Genomic DNA, 17,861 nt, shown 5'->3' with positions numbered 1-17,861 from the left:
CTCGTCAACCCAGCGCGTCAACCCAGCCCGTCGACCCCGCCCGTCAACCCCGCCCGTTCCCAGGCCCGGCATCCCGCCCCGGCTCACGCCCGTGTCCCTCACGCGTTCCCCGCCCCCGAGCCCCATCCCCCAACACCGGCTGCCGCCGCACCGCCCCCGCTGCCGCAGCCTGCCCACTCAAAAACCGCATCTCCGGATGCCCACCCCCAGCCCCACCCTTCCCCGACTCCGCCACCCCGTCCGCCCGCCCAGCTCCCCGCTCCCGCCCCACCTCCGCATTAGGAGCCTCCACCGGAAACACCTCACCCCGCCCGGACCGGTAATGCCCCCGAATCTCATCAACCTTCGAATTCAGCTTCTGCCGAATCTCCTCGCCCACCTTCTCGCCGGTACGGCGAGAGCTGTCCTTCAGAACAGGCCACCCCGGATGCACCATCGTCGCGATCAACGCTGCTCGCACCGCCCGGCGGTGGTCCTCGTGGAACGGCACCACCTCGGCCAGCCGATTCCGGACCACCCCGTCCGCCAGTTGGTCGAAATGCATCACTGCCGGCCCATGGACACCTTCCTCGATGAACGAGTCCTGATCCTTCGCCAAGCCGGACGCCTGCTGGGCGAGGCTTTCCATCGCGGCGAAGGCGCCCGGATATTGCGGCTCGCCGAGAATCAGCTCCGGGTGGCCCGCGCTCGCGGTGAACGTCTCGAAGTCGTTAGCGGTCCGGAGTTCGGCGAAGCCTTCTGCGGCGCCCTGTGAATGCACGGTCCGGACGGCGTTCGGTTCGTTGGGTGCGTCGAGGTCCATCCCCGCGTGAGTCGCCTCGTGTAGGACGGTTGCGAATGCTTCGGCACGCTCCGCGGGTGTTGATGCCGGATCGACGAGGTGGCGGAGCACAACCGGACCGGATACGCGGATGTCGCCAGTGACAGGGCTGTAGCCGCCCCAGCTTCCGCCAGGCGTGGCATACAGGTCGCCGCTCCAGTGGTCGATCCCGGTCGGACGCAGGTTCTGCGCCAACCGGTAGAGCCGTGCGAACTCCTGATAGACGGCGGAGTCGCGCGGTACCAGCCGGCCACCGTCGTCCATCGACTAGTGATCCTGGTCGGGCGGGCCCTGCATTGGCCAGCTCGGCTCGCGCAGCTCGCGTTCGATGTGCTCCAGGGCTCTGGTCATCGCGCGGATGTGCGGTGCTTCTTCGGGCTCGGCCCGGTCGGCGATCTCCCAGATCCGGCGCCGCGCGTCTTCCAGGACCGCGATCTGTTGCTCTACGGTGCCGCCGTCGGGATAGGCGGAGGCGTGGATCTCGCCGGCCTGGTGGTAGAGATCGCTCCATTGCCGGGGCGGTGCGGGCGGCTCGGCCAGGCGGTCGATCAGGATCTTGGTCCATGACTGGTCGTGTTCGGAGGCGTCGGCGGGCACCAGTTGGCGAAGAGCTGCCTGTTCTGCGGCGATGTCCGTGGCGGGCTCGGTCTTGATCTTGTGGCGGGCGCGCGAGAACGCCGAGTTGAAGGCGGCGATGTCCAGGGGCATGGGGAAGACGATAGCTAGTGGGGTGGGGGTGTGGTGGGAGTTATCCACAGGGTTGGGGGGCCGGTAGACTCGGGGAGTTGCCTGGGGGTACTGGTGACGTTCTGCTCCACCGGAAGAAACGGACTGTGTTCTCGTGTTCGACACGCTTTCTGATCGCCTGTCCGCCGCCTTCAAGAATCTGCGCGGCAAGGGCAAGCTGACCGACGCCGACATCGACGCGACCGCCCGGGAGATCCGGATCGCGTTGCTGGAGGCCGATGTCGCGCTGCCGGTGGTGAAGGACTTCATCGCGGCGGTCAAGGAGCGGGCCAGCGGTGCCGACGTGCGCGGCGGGCTGAACCCGGCGCAGCAGGTGATCAAGATCGTGAACGAGGAGCTCGTCACGATCCTCGGTGGTGAGACGCGTGAGCTGCGGATGGCCAAGCGGCCGCCGACGGTGATCATGCTCGCGGGTCTGCAGGGTGCCGGTAAGACGACCCTGGCCGGCAAGCTCGCGAAGTGGCTGAAGGAGACCAAGCACCAGACGCCGATGCTGGTCGCGGCCGACCTCCAGCGCCCGAACGCGGTGACCCAGCTCCAGGTGGTCGGCGAGCGCGCCGGCGTACCGGTGTTCGCGCCCGAGCCCGGCAACGGTGTCGGTGACCCGGTCGACGTCGCCCGGCAGGCGATGGCGGAGGCGAAGACCAAGCAGTACAGCGTCGTCATCGTCGACACGGCCGGCCGGCTGGGTGTCGACGAGGAGCTGATGAAGCAGGCCGCGGACATCCGCGACGCGGTCACGCCGGACGAGATCCTGTTCGTCGTCGACGCGATGATCGGCCAGGACGCGGTCACCACCGCGCAGGCCTTCCTGGACGGCGTCGGCTTCGACGGCGTGGTGCTGTCCAAGCTCGACGGCGACGCCCGCGGTGGTGCCGCGCTGTCGATCGCGCAGGTCACCGGCCGCCAGGTGATGTTCGCCAGCAACGGCGAGAAGCTCGAGGACTTCGACGTCTTCCACCCCGACCGGATGGCGTCGCGCATCCTCGGCATGGGCGACGTGATGAGCCTGATCGAGCAGGCGGAGAAGTCGTTCGACGCGGAGGAGGCGGCCAAGACCGCCGCCAAGCTGCAGAAGAAGGGTGGCAAGGAGTTCACCCTGGACGACTTCCTCGCCCAGATGCAGTCGGTCCGCAAGATGGGCCCGCTGACCAAGATCTTCGGCATGCTGCCCGGCGCGGCCCAGTTCAAGGACCAGCTGGAGAACTTCGACGAGCGCGAGATCGACCGGATCGAGGCGGTCATCCACTCGATGACACCGGCCGAGCGCAATGACCCGAACATCATCAACGGCTCCCGCCGGCTCCGGATCGCGAACGGTTCCGGTACCGAGGTGGCCACTGTCAGCGGCCTGGTCGAGCGGTTCTTCGAGGCCCGCAAGATGATGTCCGCGATGGCGTCCGGCAAGGGAATGCCGGGCATGCCTGGCATGCCGGGAGCCGGTGCGGGCGGCCGCAAGGCCAAGCAGCAGGCCAAGAAGAGCAAGCCCAAGCGCGGTTCGGGCAACCCGGCCAAGCGCGCCAACCAGGGCTCCAGCGAGCCGGCCGCCCCCGCGGCGGGCCAGCTCCCGCCGGCCTTCGGCGGCGGTGGTACGGGCGGGGACTTCGAGCTGCCGGACGACCTCAAGAAGATGCTCGGCGGGAACTGACCGGGGCTACCCCAGGTAGTCGCCCGATCCCACTACACGGATCGGGCGGCGAGCGCAAGTCTCCCATCGGGCAGCAACACGGGCCCCTTCGTCCGCGGTTGCCCAACCCCCACCGACCGCTAAGATCGTCACTACGCCCGAAGCACTCAGGTACTGCGGACTACGTCGTGAGGGACGGTTCGGATGAGGCAGCAGTTCAAGAACCTGGACACGTGGCGGGGCAAGCTGACCGCTGTCTGGGTCTGTATTGCGCCGCCGACGGCCATGGTCGTCGTGTTCGTGGCCGGTGGGGTCACGTCGAACACGTTCATCGTCGACGCCCAGGCGCTGAGTCAGCCGCGCCAGGACCAGGTCTTCGACGAGCTCGCCGGTGACCTCCCGTCCGGCCCCGGTGTCGACGGCAGCATCCCGACCGAGCAGAAGTCCCAGATCGAGGTACCGGTCACCGGAGCCGTCGACAGTCCCCAGCAGCCGACTCCCGGCGTGACGGGTGACGTGTCCGGCATCCCGGGCACCGTGCTGGCGGCGTACCAGAAGGCTGCGAACGACCTGGCCGTGGCGCAGCCGAACTGTGGGATCACCTGGCCGCTGCTGGCCGGTATCGGCAAGGTCGAGTCCGCCCACGCGAGCGGCGGCCGGGTCGACGCCAACGGCGTCACTCGCGGCAAGATCCTCGGCCCGGTGCTCGACGGCGGCCCGGGGATGGCGGCGATCGCCGACACCGACCAGGGCGTGTACGACGGCGACGCCAAGTGGGACCGCGCGGTCGGCCCGATGCAGTTCATCCCGGGCACCTGGAAGTCCTTCGGCGCCGACGGCAACGGCGACGGCGTGAAGGACCCGCACAACATCTTCGACGCGGCCCGCGCGGCCGGTGACTACCTCTGCGCCGGCGGCGCGAACCTGAAGGACCCGGCCGGCCTGGTCCAGGCGGTACTGCGCTACAACCACTCGATGGACTACGTGTCCACCGTGCTGCGCTGGATGCAGACCTACAGCAACACCACCGTGACCATTCCGGACAGCACCGACCCGATCAGCCCGCCGGACGACAACGGCAACGTGCAGAACGACCCGACGCCGCCGCCGAACACGCCGGTGACGACGCCGCCGACCACCCCGGCCACCACGCCGAGCAAGACCCCGACGCTGACGCCGAAGCCGACGCCGAGCAAGACCACGCAGCCGACCAAGGGCCCGAACGGCGGTACGCCGGGAAGGCCGACGACCGTGCCGACCAGGCCAGGGACGCCGACCTCCCCGACGACACCGACCTCGCCGCCCACCAAGCCGACGACACCGGTACCGCCGACGGACACCCCGACGCCGACACCCACGCCGACCCCGACACCGACTCCCACGCCGACGCCGACGCCGACCCCGTGCAAGCCGGACGAGCCGACGCCGCCGCCGACCGAGCCGAACCCGACCTGCACGCCCACGCCGGCCCCCCAGGCGACGGACACCCCGACCCCTGCCCCGCAGGAGACGGACACGCCGACCCCGGCTGCCTCACTGAGCTCCACTCCGGCCTGAAACAGCTCTCTGACCGGCCTGTGAGATCCGAAATCGGGTCGTGAACGTTAAGATTTCCCATCGCCCGGGCTGATCCGAGGCATCTGACCGGGCCCTGCTGAGCGTGGCGCCCGGCCGTTCGGCGCAAATCTCGGACCGCTGGGCTATCGGCTCAGGTAACTTTCCGTCGTTCCTCGGTAACTTTCTGGCGCGTGGGTCGTTGGGGGAACTATGCGCCTAACCCGTAGTGGAAACCGTCGGGTCAAAATAATCATCGCTTCACTGTGCACGGCCCCCCTGCTGGTAGGGGCGATCGTCACAGTCGCTTCGGGCGGAGCCGGTGCCTCCGGCCAGCTCGCGGCGGACAGTCCGGTCGCTCCTTCGCCCGGAGCCGGACTGAACAGCGGTGAATTCGACGAACTGACCATGATCGTCCCGCAGCGTCCAGGAGTGGACGGCCGGATCGGATCTGACAAACCTGCCCGGGCCGACGTGCCCGTCCAGGGAGCCACCGACGGCCGGTCCGTGGTCCGGCCGGGACGTCCCGGTGCCGTCAACGGCATCCCCCGCGGGGTCTTCCCCGCCTACCGCCGCGCCACCGCGAATCTCGCCGTGGTCCGGCCGAACTGTGGGCTCACCTGGCCGTTGCTGGCCGGGATCGGCAAGGTCGAGTCCGACCACGCCTCCGGTGGCAAGGTCGACGTGGCCGGCACCACCCGTGGCAAGCTGCTCGGCCCGGTGCTGAACGGCAAGCGCGGGACCGGCCGGGTCAAGGACACCGACAAGGGCCGGTACGACGCCGACCTGGTCTGGGACCGCGCCGTCGGCCCGATGCAGATCATCCCGGGCGTCTGGAACGAGTTCGGCGCCGACGGCAACGGCGACGGCTTCCGTAACCCGAACAACGTGTACGACGCCGTCACCACCGTCGCGGTCTACCTGTGCTCCGAGGGCGACGACCTGAAGCGCCCGCGCGATCTGGTCGCCTCGCTGCTGCGTTACCAGCACTCCAAGGACTTCGTCGCGACCGTCCTGCGCTGGATGCGCGTCTACAGCAAGAGCGCGGTCCTGGTGCCGAACCTCACCGGCAAACTGGCCACGCCCAAGACGACCGGCAACGTGGAGACCAACGTGGACCCGCGCGAGGTGCCGGAGGTGCCGGACGACCCGAGCACCACCGTGCCGCCGACCGCCAAGCCGAGTGTGCCGGTGTCGACGAACCGGCCGCCGACGATCCCGGACCCGATCGGCACGCCGACCGGTCGCCCGACCCGTCCGACGCACACTCCCACCGGCAAGCCGACGCCGCCGCCGACCTCGGACACCCCGACGCCGACTCCGACGCCCACCCCCACGCCGACCCCCACACCCACCCCGACGGACACCCCGACGCCGACACCCACGCCGTCCGGCTCGCCTTGTGCGGCCGAGACGAACCCCACGCCTTGTACCCAGGGCAGCGGCTCACACGGCTAGCGGCACTGGGCACGGCACCGCTAGCTGGCGCGGAGTTGCTCGCCAGGGGGCCGTTCCGGTTACGGTCGCCGTATGACGACGGAGACCGGTGTACTACGGCTCGCCGGCACGGTTCTGCCGGCCGGTGAGCAGCAGGAGCTTCACCTCAGTGGCGGGCTGGTCGTCGACCGGCCCGCCACTGCGGACGTCACCACCATCCACACCGGCGGCTGGATCGTGCCCGGCCTGGTGGACGCGCACTGCCACATCGGGCTGGACACGCACGGCCCGGTCGACAAGGACGTACAGGAGCGGCAGGCGGTCGTCGACCGCGACGCAGGCGCCCTGCTGGTCCGGGACGCCGGCTCGGCCTCCGACACCCGCTGGATCGACGAGCGGGAGGACCTGCCCAAGATCATCCGGGCCGGCCGGCACATCGCCCGCTCCAAGCGCTACATCCGCAACTACGGCTGGGAGATCGAGCCGGAGGAGCTGGTCGCGTACGTCGAGCAGGAGGCCCGCCGTGGCGACGGCTGGGTCAAGCTGGTGGGGGACTGGATCGACCGCGACGCAGGCGATCTGACCGCCTGCTGGCCGCTGGAGGCGCTCACTGCCGCCATCACCCGGGCCCACGAGCTAAACGCCCGGGTGACCGCCCACGTGTTCGGCGAGCATGCTCTGCCCGACCTCCTGGCCGCAGGCATCGACTGCATCGAGCATGGCACCGGCCTACTGCCCGACATGCTCGACGACATGGCCGCCCGCGGCGTCGCCGTCGTCCCCACCCTCATCCAGCTCGAGAACTTCCCCCAGTACGCCGACCAGGCTGCCAGCAAGTTCCCCGTGTACTCCGACCACATGCGCGACCTCTACGCCCGCCGCCAAGACACCCTGCGCTCCGCCGTAGAGGCAGGCGTCCCCGTCTACGCAGGGACCGACGCAGGCGGCGTACTGGGCCATGGCCTGATCGCCCAGGAAATCCAGGCACTCACCACCATCGGTCTCTCAGGCGAGCAGGCCCTGGCCGCCGGCTCCTGGTCGGCCCGCACCTGGCTAGGCGCCCCCGCCGACCTCAGCCCGGGCAATCCGGCCGACCTGGTCGTGTATGCCGAGGACCCACGGGTCAACCCGGCCATCCTCAGTCACCCCGAGTGCATCGTGCTGCGCGGCCGCGTCTACCGCCCCTGACCCTTAAAAGTGGCAGGATCACGGCGAAACAGCTGAGTGATCGAATAATTTCATGCTGTGACGGGAAAAATTCACGTAACTACTGGCATTTGCGGAAGTTTTTGCCCTACCGTGAGTCGCACCCGCCGACGCCCCTCGGTGGGACGCCCGTCGCGGGAGGCGCGACGGACGTCGCAAGGGAAGGAACGAACCCCGATGGGTAAGACCGCCCGAGTGCCCAGACTGACCGCGCTGCTCGCCGCAGCTGCCGCCGGAGCCATCGCCCTCAGTGGCGCGCTCCCCAGCAGTGCGGCCACCGCGCCCGAACCAGCCAGCCCCCAAACCGGCTCGGCCATCCCAGGTGACCTGGCGAAGGCCTTCGATGCAGCCGCTACCAAGTACGACGTACCGCGCGAGGTACTGGTCAGCATCGGTTACGCCGAGTCTCACCTGGACGGCCACAATGGCCTGCCCAGCCAGGACAACGGCTATGGCCTGATGCACCTTGCCAGCAACCCGCAGAACCGGACCCTGTCCGAGGCTGCCAAGCTGACCGGCCTGCCGGTCGAGCAGCTGTCCAAGGACTCGGCCGCCAACATCACCGGCGCCGCCGCCGTCCTCGACTCGTACGCCGACCAGACCGGACTGAGCGGGGATGCCCGCACCAACCTGGCCAAGTGGTACCCGGTCATCGCGAAGTACTCGCACTCCGCGGATGCCCCGACCGGCCGCCTCTACACCGACGAGGTCTACCGGATCATCGGTGAGGGCGTCGGCGCAGTCGGCACGCAGCCCAAGAAGGTCACCCCGGACCGCGGCGCCTACGCCAAGGTGGCTCCGCTCGGCGCCAAGAGCGCGTCGTCGATCCAGGCGGTCGACTACCCGGGCGCAATCTGGAACGCGGCCTGCACCTGCAACTACCGGGTCGGCCGGACCAAGGCGATCACGACCATCGTCATCCATGTCACCCAGGGCTCGTACGCCGGCACGATCAGCTGGTTCAAGAACTCCGCGGCCCAGGTGAGCGCGCACTACGTGATCCGGTCCAGCGACGGGCAGGTCACTCAGATGGTGGCCGAGAAGGACACCGCCTGGCACGTCGGCACCGAGAACCCGTACACGATCGGCATCGAGCACGAGGGCTTCGTCGACCAGCCGTCCTGGTTCACCGACGCCATGTACCGCTCGTCGGCCGCAGTGACCCGGAACATCGCCGAGCGCCGGGGCATCCCGAAGGACCGGGCCCACATCAAGGGTCACTCCGAGCTGCCCAACCAGACCCACACGGACCCCGGTCCGAACTGGAACTGGGACTACTACATGCAGCTGGTGAACGGCGGCGACCCGAACCCGCCGACGTACAACTTCACCACCTACGGCAGCGGCGTCCGGGTCCGTACGGAGCCGAAGCTGACCGCCTCGATCATCACCGAGCTGCCCGGCCCGACCCAGGTGTTCGTCACCTGCCAGAAGCAGGGCGACACGGTCAACGCGGAGGGCACCACCAACAACTGGTGGGCCAAGCTGCGCGACCAGGGCGGCTACATGTCCAACATCTACATCCAGGACCCGAACCCGAAGCTCCCCGGCGTTCCGGTCTGTCCGTAGCACCGATCCGGCCCCGGGGTCCACACTGAGTGGGCCCCGGGCACCCGGGTGAAGAGTAGAGCCTGCTGTACCGACGTGAGCCGCCCTGTTGCGTCAGGATCGATACTGACGACGACGGAAAGGCTCCTGTGATGATCTCGAAGATCCTGGCCCGCGGTGGCCCGGCCAGTGGGTACCTGTTCATCCGGTACCTCAAGGGCATCACGCTGCTGGTCGCACTCCCGATCAGCCTGCTGCTGGGGTGGTTCATCCCTGACGCCACCGCCGGGCTGGTCAAGCTGGCCAACAGCGAGCGGTACCGTGCGTCACGCTACCTCAAGCTGCCGGACGCCGTTCCCTTGCCGGACGCACTGCCGCGGCAGGCCGGCGACGTGGTGACCCTGTTCAAGGACAGGTCGTTCGTCCGCAGCCTGCGGCTGCTGCTGATGCCGCCGGTGGTGATCGTCGAGTTCTTCGTGGCGATCTTCGCGATCTTCTCGGTGCCGTCGGCGATCATCAGTATGGTGATCTGGCCGTTCGCCGACGGCGACTCCAGCATTCTGGGTGTCCCGATCGACTCCTGGTGGAAGGCGCTGGTCTTCGGGCCGCTGCAGATCCTGATCGGGATCGGCTTCCTCGGCTGGGTCGCCCCGGCGACCGCCCGCGGCCACGCCAAGGCCGTACTCGGCCTGCTGGCCCCCAGTGCCCAAGAACTCGAGACCGCGAGGCTCAACCAGCGGGTGGAGGAGCTGACCCGGACCAGAGCGGGTGCGGTCGACTCGCACGGGGCTGAGCTGCGCCGGATCGAGCGGGACCTTCACGACGGTACGCAGGCGCAGTTGGTCTCACTGGCCATGCGGATCGGCATTGCCAAGCAGACGATGGCGGATGACCCGGAGAAGGCCGCCAAGATCCTCGACGACGCCAGGGATGGAGCAGAGCAGGCAATGACCGAGCTGCGCGGCGTACTGCGAACCATGTACCCGCCGATCCTGGCTGACCGCGGCCTGGCCGGTGCTGTCTCGGCCCTCTCCGCCCGCAGCCCGATCCCGGTCGAGCTGCGCGTAGGCGAGCTGGGGACGGTACCGGCGCCAGTAGAGGCCGCTGCGTACTTCGTGGTCGCCGAATCCCTCACCAACATCACCAAGCACTCCGCTGCCGGCCATGTCGACGTACTACTCGAGCGGCGCGGGCCTGAGCTCTACCTGGCCGTCACGGATGATGGCATCGGTGGTGCCCGGATCAACGAGGCGAGCGACCTGCTGGGCCGGGGGAGTGGGCTCCGTGGGATGGTGCATCGCGTGGAAGCCATTGACGGTCAGATCGAACTGCAGAGTCCCATCGGCGGGCCGACGACGGTCGAGGTGATCCTGCCGTGCGAGTAGTGATCCTCGAGGACAACCCGATCCTCGCCGAGGGGCTCGGCCTGCTGCTGGGCAACTCCGGGTTCGAGGTGGCCGCTGTCGCCGGTGACGCGGACGAGTTCGCCAAGGCCGTCGCCGAGCACGTACCGGACATCGCGGTGGTCGACGTCCGGCTGCCACCGACCTTCACTGACGAGGGCTTGCGGGCAGCGATCGAGGCCCGCCGGCTGCGACCGGGCTTCCCGGTGCTCGTCTTCTCGCAGTACGTCGAGGAGGTGTACGCCGCCGAGCTGCTGGCCGCCGGGAGCGAGGGGGTCGGCTACCTGCTCAAGGACCGGGTCTCCCGGGTGGACGAGTTCATGGAGGCCGTACGCCGGGTCGCTGCCAGCGGTACCGTCCTCGACCCCGAGGTCGTCAGCCAGCTGATGGTGAAGCGCAGCGACCCGCTGGAGCGCCTGACGCCGCGCGAACGCGAGGTGCTCGCCCTAATGGCGGAGGGGCTCGGAAACACCGCGATCGGGCAGAAGCTGGTGATCAGCGAAGGCGCCGTCCACAAGCACGTCGGCAACGTCTTCCTCAAGCTCGACCTGCCCCCGACCGACTCCGGCCACCGCCGCGTCCTCGCCGTTCTCGCCCACCTGGGACTCTGACCGCTTTCGGCCAACGTCTTGACGAGTGGTAGTCACTAGGACACTCTCGGTTCCGAGAGCGCTCTCACCGCACCGAACCGCCCCTAGGTGAGGAGAGTCCGATGAAGGTTCTAGCCGTCGCCGTGCTTGTCGCAAGCTCGGTGGCTGTCCCGTCCCAAGCGCTGGCTACGCCCGACAAGCCACTCGCAGTACCTCAGCAGCAGGCTGCCATGCAGGCCGACCTCGGCCTGACCGCGCAGCAGGCCAATGACCGGCTCAAGGCCGAGTCAGCAGCCACCAAGCTCGTTCCGATCGCCCAGCGCGCTGCCGGAGCCGCCTTCGGTGGTACCTGGTACGACGCCGCCCGGCAGCGCCTGGTCGTCGGAGTGACCAGCGCGGCGGTAGCAGACGCAGTACGGGCTACTGGCGCTGACGTGGCCGTAGTACCGGCTACTGCGAAGCAACTCGACCAGCGCAAGGCTGCCGTCGACAAGCTGGCCGGGAAGGCAGTCCCGGCCGCAGTGAGTGGTTGGGCCGCCGACCCTCGTACCGGCAGCGTGGTCGTGAATGTCCAAGCAGGTAAGCGTTCCCAGGCCGTTAACGCCTTCGTGGCCAAGCTGGCCAAGGCCGGAGCGGTCACGGTCAAGGAGGTCGCGGCTCAGGCGCCGCGGACCTTCGCCGCCGGCACAGTCGGGGGAGACCCGTACTACACCGGCAACGTCCGCTGCTCGATCGGCTTCTCCGTGTACGGCGGATTCGTCTCGGCCGGCCACTGCTCGCCTGGTGTAGGGGCCAGGACGTGGGGCTGGGACGGGTCGAACCAGGGCTTCTTCCGGGGCGCGTCGTTCCCCGGCAACGACTACTCCTGGGTCCAGATCGACAGTGGCTGGTGGACAGTACCGGTAGTGCTCGGCTGGGGACAGGTCAGCGATGCCCTGGTCCGCGGCTCCTGGGAAGCCCCGATCGGTACGTCGGTCTGCCGCAGCGGGTCGACCACCCACTGGCACTGCGGCACGGTCACCGGCAAGAACGAGACCGTCAACTACGGCAACGGCCAGCTCTTCTACGGCGCCACCAAGACCAACGTGTGCGCCGAGGGCGGCGACTCGGGTGGCTCGTTCATCACTGGTGACCAGGCCCAGGGCGTGACCTCTGGCGGCTGGGGCAACTGCAGCAGTGGTGGTGAGACCTGGTTCCAGCCGGTCAACGAGATCCTGAGCACGTACGGGCTCACACTGCACACCGCATAAGAGAAAGGCCGGGCCCACCCCCAGGGTGTGGGCCCGGTCTCGCTTCAACTCAACAGACCGGAACGCCTGGCAGCACTGCGTTCGGATCGTCGATGTAGATGTTGCTGACGAAGCCGGCCGGGCTGGCGAGCTTGGCCCACCAGTTGTTGGTGTAGCCCTCCGCGTTGACCGTGTCTCCTTGCTTCTGGCAAAGGACCCGGACCGCGGTGGGGCCGCCCAGCGTGGCGACCACCGGGGAGCTCAAGTACGCGTCGGAGCGGACCCGGACGCCGGAACCCCAGGTGTTGAAGGGCTTCCCGGGCTGGCTGCCGCAGCCGTTGTCGCTGGTCAGGAAGTACTGGTTGTACGAGCCCGGGTAGGCGAGGCCGGAGCCGTTGATGACGATGTCCTGGCCGACGCCGTTGTAGAGCTGCTCGTAGTGGATGTGCGGGCCGGTCGTGTTGCCGGTGGCACCGGTCACGCCGATCTGCTGGCCCTGCGAAACCTGGGCGCCGTCGGCGACGGAGTACGCGGAGAGGTGGAAGTAGTACGTCTTCCAGCCGCCGCCGTGCTCGATGGCGATGTAGTTGCCTGCTCCACTCGGCTGTGAGTACCGGTGGGCGGTGCCGCCCGCGGAGGCCAGCACGGGGGTTCCGTTCGTGACGCCACCGTCGGCACGGACGAAGTCGAGCGCCCGGCGGACCTCGGCCGAGTGGTGGCTGTAGGTCCAGCGCTGACCACAGGGGAACGGGGCTTTGAAGTTGGGGGCGGCCATCGCCTCGGTCGGTACCGCCACCAAGGTGGCGGCACCGACCAGGAGCGAGGCCAGAACGGCGATTACTCGTCTGATGGGCACGGTGATCAGTCCTTCGGGGCGACCGGTCACGGATGGTGAGACCCGTGACGCTTGGAGTGATGTGCTCACAAGCTAGCGCAGGTTTCGTGACTTAGGAACTGATCATCCGGGTGAATAGTTAGTGATTAACCTGTGGTGGAAAGGCTTCCCATCCGGGTCAGGCCGGGGTGTCGTCCGGCACTGCTTCCAGGGTCGGCGTCTTGCCGTTGCTGGACAGCGATTCGATCAGCTGCTTGGCCAGCGCGAAGCCCGAGCCGCCCATGGTGATCGTCTTGACCAAGGTGTCCTCGATGCCCTGGGCACCGTTCAGCACCACCATGTTGCCGACCTTCTCGAAGGACGACGCGGCCGCGCGGACGATCTCCGGGTACGCCTCGGCGAGTTGCTGGGCGACGACGGCATCGGTGTTCGTGGCAAGGGCTTCCGCCCGCGCCTTGATACCGGCTGCCTCGGCCATCGCCTTGGCCTGGACGGCGAGCGCCTCGGCCTTACCGTTCAGCTCGGTCGCCTTCGCCTGCGCCTCACCGCGCAGGGTGACCTCGCGGGCCTGCGCCTCGGCGCCGGCGATCTGGGCGTCGCGGGCGGCCGCGGCCAGCGCACGCTGCCGGTACGCCTCGGCGTCGGCCGGCTTCAGCACCGACGACTCCAGCTGCTTCTCGGCCAGCGACGCGTTCAGCTTCGCGGTCTCCGTCTCGGCGACCACGACCTCCTGGCGGGCCAGCGCCTCGGCCAGCGGGCCGGACTGCGACGCCTTGGAGTTCGCCTGGTCGACCTCGGCCTGGTACCCGGCGCGAGCGATCGAGCTCTGCCGTACTGCGGCGGCCTTGGCCGCCTCGGCGACCTGCTCGCGCTCGGTGGCTTCGCGGTCCCGCTCGGCCCAGGCGATCCGGGCCGCTGCCTCGACGGCGGCGGCCTGCGGACGGCCGAGGTTCTTGATGTAGCCGGACTCGTCGTCGATCTCCTGGATCTGCAGCGAGTCGACCACCAGGCCGAGCTTCTCCATGTCGCCGGCCAGCGAGCCGCGGATGTTCGTGGTCAGCGTCTCCCGGTCGTGCAGCATCTCCTCGACCGTGGTCGAACCGACGATCGCCCGCAGGTGACCGGCGAACAGCTCGTGGATCGTGCTCATCACCTGCTCGTCGCTCTGCTCCAGGAACCGCCGGGCCGCGTTCGCGATCGAGCCGTAGTCGTCACCGACCTTGTACGCCGTGACGCCCTTGATGTGCAGCGGAATGCCCTGACTCGAGACGCAGGTGACCGTCAGCGGCGTGGCCCGGATGTCGAGCGGCAACCGGCGGACGGTCTGGAAACCCGGTAGCACGGCGGTACCGCGGCCGACGACGATCTTGAAGCCGAGCGTCTCGTTGATCTGCTCCTGGCTCGAGTGCGCGCCGAGGCCGGAGATGATGAGGGCCTCGTTCGGCTCGGCCACCCGCCAGACCATCCGGAACAGGATCAGGAGGACCACCAGCGCGACGGCGCCGGTGATCAGGTACGTCCAGAGCATTTCCCCTCCAGGGAACAAGATGATTCAGATGGCGCGGGCGACGTACACCGTGCGGGGTGGGTCGTACTCGACCACCACGATCGGGGTGCCGACCTCGATCACTTCGTCGGCCGCCGGGTAAGCGTAGAAGGCCTCGGTGGCACCGCGGACCGGCAGCATCACCTCGCCGACGATTCCCGGTGCGATCCGGCCGATCACGCGTCCTCGCTTGCCAACCATGACGCCCCTCCGACGTTTCCCCTGCACCAAACGGTTCCCGCAGCTTAGTTCTCGCCGGGCCCTGCTTCGTCGTCGCCGGTCCGCCGGTCGCGTCGTGGGCGTGCCGGGGCGTCACGCCTTGTGGTCGGGGGTAGCGCCGGCGCATTGTTGGAGTGTCGACCTGGGGGTGGGGGAGGTTCGATGGCGGCTGAGGTACGGGTTGGGGTTCTCGAGGACGGGGCGGACGCGGCTCGGCTGGAGGAGCTGGCGCTCCTGCTGCGTCAGGAGTTGCTGACGCTCGACGTCCGATCGGTCGAGCAGGTACGGGAGGGCGACGCGCCGGCCGGTACGCGCGGTGGGCTGGCTGCGGTCGCGGGGTTGCTCAGCGTTTCGGTTGTGCCGGGGTTGCAGGCGGTGGGCGCGGTGGTGGCCGTCGTACGGGACTGGCTGCGTCGATCCGGTGGCGGGCACACGATCAAGCTGTCGATGGACGGCGACACGATCGAGCTGACCGGCGCGACCGATGAGGTGCAGCAACGGCTGGTGGACGCGTGGGTACGCAAGCATTCGGGGACGGACGCGTGAGATGGCTGGGTCTCGGGAGGCTCTTGTCATAGCCAACGCGGACTACGCCAACCCGGGGTTGAGCCGGTTGATGGCGCCGGCCCGCGATGCGGCGGCACTGGCCGGCGTACTGGGTGATCCGGAGGTCGGCGGGTTCGACGTCACGGTGCTGGAGAACGAGTCGGCGCAGACGATCCGGTTCGCCGTCGAGGACTTCTTCTCGGATCGGTCGCCGGAGGATCTGCTGTTGCTGCACTTCTCCTGCCATGGTTTGAAGAACGCGGCCGGAGAACTGTTCCTGGCGGTCGCCGACACCCAGCCGACGCGGCTGGCGTCGACGGCGGTGCCCGCGGACTTCGTGAACCGGCAGATGGCGGACAGCCGGGCGCAGCGGATCGCGTTGTTCCTCGACTGTTGCTATGGCGGTGCTTTCCCGCGTGGGCTGGTCGTGCGCGCGGCGGGCGAGGCGCAGGTGCGCGACGCCTTCGCCGGACAGGACGGGGTCGGTGGTGGACGCGGGCGGGTCGTCGTCACCGCTTCGAGCGCGATGGAGTACGCCTTCGAGGACGGCCGATTGGCCTCCGGTACGCCGAAGCCGTCCGTCTTCACCAGCGCCGTGGTGGACGGTCTGAAATCCGGCGACGCCGACAAGGACGGCGACGGCTGGGTAGGCCTCACCGAATTGGTCGGCTACGTCACCGACCAGGTCCATCGCAAAACCCCCAACCAGAACCCCCAGATGTGGACCTTCGGCTCCCAAGGCGAACTCCTGATCGCCCGCTCCCACCGCCTGACCCCCACCACCCTGGCCCCCGAACTACTGGAAGCGATGACAAGCCCGTTGTCAGCCGCCCGCTTCGGAGTAGTCGACTACCTCCGCGACTGCCTCACAGGCCACGACCAACGCATCGCCCTAGCCGCCCACGCTGCCCTCACCCAGATGACCACCGACGACAGCCGCAAAGTCTCCGAAGCAGCCCAACAAGCCCTCACCGAAACCCCACCCACCCTCCTACCCCTCATCCAACGCCCACCCGCAACTACCTCGGCCCCGCCCGAGCCGAAGGAGCATTCACCTGAGCCCGCCAGCGGCCAGGTCGCACCTCCACCCACAACCCCGGCAGTTCAGGCACCCACGGCAGCGCCTACCTCAACTTCTGTTCCTTGGTGGGTGGTTGGGGTGTTGGTGGTGGGGGGTTTGTTGTTGGTGGTGGTGAACTGGCCGGGGGTGGCTGAGTCTCGGCGGGTTTGGTCGGATGATTCGAATACGGGGTGGAGGACGTTCCGGAGCTGGTCTGATCCGGAAATGGTGGCGTCGGTGGTGGTGCTCGGGGTGGGGCTCTTCGTGCGGTGGGCAGGGCGGTGGAGCCTTGTTCTGCTGGGGATTGCGTTGGGGTGTACCGGGTCGATCGGTGAGGACGGGGTGCTGATTCTTGCCGGTGGGCTGGCCGACGAAGAGACGGCGGAGTGGTTGGTCGCCGGGTTGATCGTCTTCGTGATGACCGTTGTGTTGCTGGTGGTGCTCAAGCCCCCTCGGCCGGTGCTACGTCCGGTTCATCTTCAGTCGATGGCGATGATCGTTGCCGGGGGCATCGTTCTGGTGATCAGCGCGACGATCAAGCACAGCGACGGGATCAACTTCGTCACCGTCACCAAGCTGGCGCTGCTGGAACCTGTTGTCACCGTCGCGCTCGGATGGCTCGCCATCGCGGCGACGAATCTTCGGACCAGGGTCTGGCTGACGGCGACCACCATCACCTACGCGGTCATCAGCATGGTCGCCGTCGTCCCGGCCCTGACGGAGGGCGACTCGGTCTCCGTCCTGCTCACCGGCCTGCTCGGCAACCTGCTCGTCATCGCCGGTGTCGCAAACCGCCGGCCAGACTCTCTACCGACGTAGAGCCACGGCTGGCACACTCGATCCATGACCGACCTGCCCCAACTGATCAGGACCGAACGCCTGGCGCTGATCGAGTTCCTCGACACACTCGGCCCGGCCGAGTGGGCGACGCCGTCGTTGTGTGGTGAGTGGACCGTGCAGGAGGTCGCCGCGCACATCGCCTGGGCGCCGGTGATGGGTCCGCTCGCGCTGATCGGCCCGTTGGCCAAGGCGGGCTTCCGGATCAACAAGGCCAGCGCCGAGCTCTCCAAGCAGTACGCCCGGCGCGGCCCCCCGGAGATCCTCGCCCAACTCCGCGCCAACGCCGAGTCCGGCGCCAAGCCGACCGGCGTACCGCTCATCGCCGGCCTGGTCGACGCGGTGATCCACGCGATCGACATGAGGCGTCCGCTGAACAGTCCCCGAGAGGTACCGGCCGAGGCCTTCGACGCGGTGGCCGACTTCTCGGTCGGCGCCAGATGGCCGACCACCATCTCGGTCGGCGGCAGCGCGCGCAAGCGGCTCACCGGCGTACGGCTGATTGCCGACGGCTACGACTGGTCGTACGGGCAAGGTCCTGAAGTCCATGCCCAAGGCGAAGCCGTGCTGCGGATCCTCAACGGCCGCCCAGCGTCCCGCGACGAGCTGACCGGCGAAGGCGCCGACCAGCTCGCCGCAAGACTCAGCAGCTAGACC

At 68.5% G+C, this 17,861-nt stretch carries 16 protein-coding genes; 11 read left to right on the top strand and 5 right to left on the bottom strand.

Annotation, left to right across the window (positions count from 1 at the left end; translation table 11 throughout):
- Window positions 1-43 precede the first annotated feature (43 nt).
- A complete protein-coding gene (locus ABD768_RS16590) occupies window positions 44-1,084 on the bottom strand; it encodes a hypothetical protein (protein WP_344841465.1) in 1,041 nt (346 codons plus the stop codon).
- 3 nt (window positions 1,085-1,087) lie between these two features.
- Complete coding sequence (locus tag ABD768_RS16585; RefSeq protein ID WP_343963432.1) at window positions 1,088-1,528, bottom strand: hypothetical protein; 441 nt, start codon at window positions 1,526-1,528, stop codon at window positions 1,088-1,090.
- 133 nt (window positions 1,529-1,661) lie between these two features.
- Between ABD768_RS16585 and ffh the strand changes: the two genes are divergently transcribed.
- The 8 genes from ffh (at window position 1,662) to ABD768_RS16545 (ending at window position 12,182) form a co-directional block, all read left to right on the top strand.
- Window positions 1,662-3,215, top strand: a complete 1,554-nt coding sequence (ffh, locus tag ABD768_RS16580) for a signal recognition particle protein (protein WP_344841463.1) — start codon at window positions 1,662-1,664, stop codon at window positions 3,213-3,215.
- Between the two features lie 183 nt (window positions 3,216-3,398).
- The gene (locus ABD768_RS16575) at window positions 3,399-4,751 is read left to right on the top strand and encodes a lytic transglycosylase domain-containing protein (RefSeq protein ID WP_343963428.1); all 1,353 of its coding nucleotides are present in this window, start codon (window positions 3,399-3,401) and stop codon (window positions 4,749-4,751) included.
- A gap of 405 nt (window positions 4,752-5,156) precedes the next feature.
- Window positions 5,157-6,206: a lytic transglycosylase domain-containing protein gene (locus ABD768_RS16570; protein ID WP_344841461.1), complete on the top strand. Its 1,050-nt coding sequence runs from the start codon at window positions 5,157-5,159 to the stop codon at window positions 6,204-6,206.
- 72 nt (window positions 6,207-6,278) lie between these two features.
- Window positions 6,279-7,373, top strand: coding sequence for an amidohydrolase family protein (locus ABD768_RS16565; protein ID WP_344841459.1), 1,095 nt, complete (start codon window positions 6,279-6,281; stop codon window positions 7,371-7,373).
- A gap of 195 nt (window positions 7,374-7,568) precedes the next feature.
- A complete protein-coding gene (locus ABD768_RS16560) occupies window positions 7,569-8,960 on the top strand; it encodes an N-acetylmuramoyl-L-alanine amidase (RefSeq protein ID WP_344841458.1) in 1,392 nt (463 codons plus the stop codon).
- A 131-nt stretch (window positions 8,961-9,091) separates the two neighbouring features.
- The gene (locus ABD768_RS16555; RefSeq protein WP_344841456.1) at window positions 9,092-10,324 is read left to right on the top strand and encodes a sensor histidine kinase; all 1,233 of its coding nucleotides are present in this window, start codon (window positions 9,092-9,094) and stop codon (window positions 10,322-10,324) included.
- A complete protein-coding gene (locus tag ABD768_RS16550) occupies window positions 10,315-10,953 on the top strand; it encodes a response regulator (RefSeq protein ID WP_344841454.1) in 639 nt (212 codons plus the stop codon). Before ABD768_RS16555 ends, ABD768_RS16550 begins: the two co-directional genes overlap by 10 nt.
- Before the next feature lie 101 nt (window positions 10,954-11,054).
- Complete coding sequence (locus ABD768_RS16545) at window positions 11,055-12,182, top strand: S1 family peptidase (RefSeq protein WP_344841452.1); 1,128 nt, start codon at window positions 11,055-11,057, stop codon at window positions 12,180-12,182.
- A gap of 49 nt (window positions 12,183-12,231) precedes the next feature.
- Here ABD768_RS16545 and ABD768_RS16540 read toward each other — a convergent pair whose 3' ends face one another.
- From ABD768_RS16540 to ABD768_RS16530, 3 genes are all read right to left on the bottom strand, one after another.
- A complete protein-coding gene (locus tag ABD768_RS16540) occupies window positions 12,232-13,017 on the bottom strand; it encodes a M23 family metallopeptidase (protein ID WP_343963413.1) in 786 nt (261 codons plus the stop codon).
- A 157-nt stretch (window positions 13,018-13,174) separates the two neighbouring features.
- Window positions 13,175-14,524 (bottom strand): flotillin family protein, encoded by a 1,350-nt coding sequence (locus ABD768_RS16535; RefSeq protein ID WP_343963410.1) that lies wholly within the window; start codon window positions 14,522-14,524, stop codon window positions 13,175-13,177.
- A 24-nt stretch (window positions 14,525-14,548) separates the two neighbouring features.
- Window positions 14,549-14,743 carry a hypothetical protein gene (locus ABD768_RS16530; RefSeq protein ID WP_343963408.1) on the bottom strand — a complete coding sequence of 65 codons (195 nt, stop codon included), beginning with the start codon at window positions 14,741-14,743 and terminating at the stop codon, window positions 14,549-14,551.
- A 180-nt stretch (window positions 14,744-14,923) separates the two neighbouring features.
- Between ABD768_RS16530 and ABD768_RS16525 the strand changes: the two genes are divergently transcribed.
- Genes ABD768_RS16525 through ABD768_RS16515 form a run of 3 tightly spaced genes read left to right on the top strand, consistent with a single transcriptional unit; the run spans window position 14,924 to window position 17,858 of the window.
- Complete coding sequence (locus ABD768_RS16525; protein ID WP_344841450.1) at window positions 14,924-15,307, top strand: hypothetical protein; 384 nt, start codon at window positions 14,924-14,926, stop codon at window positions 15,305-15,307.
- A gap of 1 nt (window position 15,308) precedes the next feature.
- A complete protein-coding gene (locus ABD768_RS16520) occupies window positions 15,309-17,186 on the top strand; it encodes a caspase family protein (protein WP_344841448.1) in 1,878 nt (625 codons plus the stop codon).
- 24 nt (window positions 17,187-17,210) lie between these two features.
- Window positions 17,211-17,858, top strand: a complete 648-nt coding sequence (locus tag ABD768_RS16515) for a maleylpyruvate isomerase family mycothiol-dependent enzyme (RefSeq protein WP_344841446.1) — start codon at window positions 17,211-17,213, stop codon at window positions 17,856-17,858.
- The last annotated feature ends 3 nt before the right edge of the window (window positions 17,859-17,861 follow it).

The sequence above is a fragment of the Kribbella ginsengisoli genome (genome assembly GCF_039537185.1).
Lineage (GTDB): Bacteria > Actinomycetota > Actinomycetes > Propionibacteriales > Kribbellaceae > Kribbella > Kribbella koreensis.
This window is presented reverse-complemented; position numbering and strand designations above follow the sequence as displayed.

What these genes read in the sequence shown, in the direction of transcription:
- ABD768_RS16590 (WP_344841465.1), bottom strand. Translation starts at nt 1,084, where the DNA reads ATGGACGACGGTGGCCGGCTGGTACCGCGCGACTCCGCCGTCTATCAG.
- ABD768_RS16585 (WP_343963432.1), bottom strand. Translation starts at nt 1,528, where the DNA reads ATGCCCCTGGACATCGCCGCCTTCAACTCGGCGTTCTCGCGCGCCCGC.
- ABD768_RS16575 (WP_343963428.1), top strand. Translation starts at nt 3,399, where the DNA reads ATGAGGCAGCAGTTCAAGAACCTGGACACGTGGCGGGGCAAGCTGACC.
- ABD768_RS16570 (WP_344841461.1), top strand. Translation starts at nt 5,157, where the DNA reads ATGATCGTCCCGCAGCGTCCAGGAGTGGACGGCCGGATCGGATCTGAC.
- ABD768_RS16565 (WP_344841459.1), top strand. Translation starts at nt 6,279, where the DNA reads ATGACGACGGAGACCGGTGTACTACGGCTCGCCGGCACGGTTCTGCCG.
- ABD768_RS16560 (WP_344841458.1), top strand. Translation starts at nt 7,569, where the DNA reads ATGGGTAAGACCGCCCGAGTGCCCAGACTGACCGCGCTGCTCGCCGCA.
- ABD768_RS16555 (WP_344841456.1), top strand. Translation starts at nt 9,092, where the DNA reads ATGATCTCGAAGATCCTGGCCCGCGGTGGCCCGGCCAGTGGGTACCTG.
- ABD768_RS16545 (WP_344841452.1), top strand. Translation starts at nt 11,055, where the DNA reads ATGAAGGTTCTAGCCGTCGCCGTGCTTGTCGCAAGCTCGGTGGCTGTC.
- ABD768_RS16535 (WP_343963410.1), bottom strand. Translation starts at nt 14,524, where the DNA reads ATGCTCTGGACGTACCTGATCACCGGCGCCGTCGCGCTGGTGGTCCTC.
- ABD768_RS16530 (WP_343963408.1), bottom strand. Translation starts at nt 14,743, where the DNA reads ATGGTTGGCAAGCGAGGACGCGTGATCGGCCGGATCGCACCGGGAATC.
- ABD768_RS16525 (WP_344841450.1), top strand. Translation starts at nt 14,924, where the DNA reads ATGGCGGCTGAGGTACGGGTTGGGGTTCTCGAGGACGGGGCGGACGCG.
- ABD768_RS16520 (WP_344841448.1), top strand. Translation starts at nt 15,309, where the DNA reads ATGGCTGGGTCTCGGGAGGCTCTTGTCATAGCCAACGCGGACTACGCC.
- ABD768_RS16515 (WP_344841446.1), top strand. Translation starts at nt 17,211, where the DNA reads ATGACCGACCTGCCCCAACTGATCAGGACCGAACGCCTGGCGCTGATC.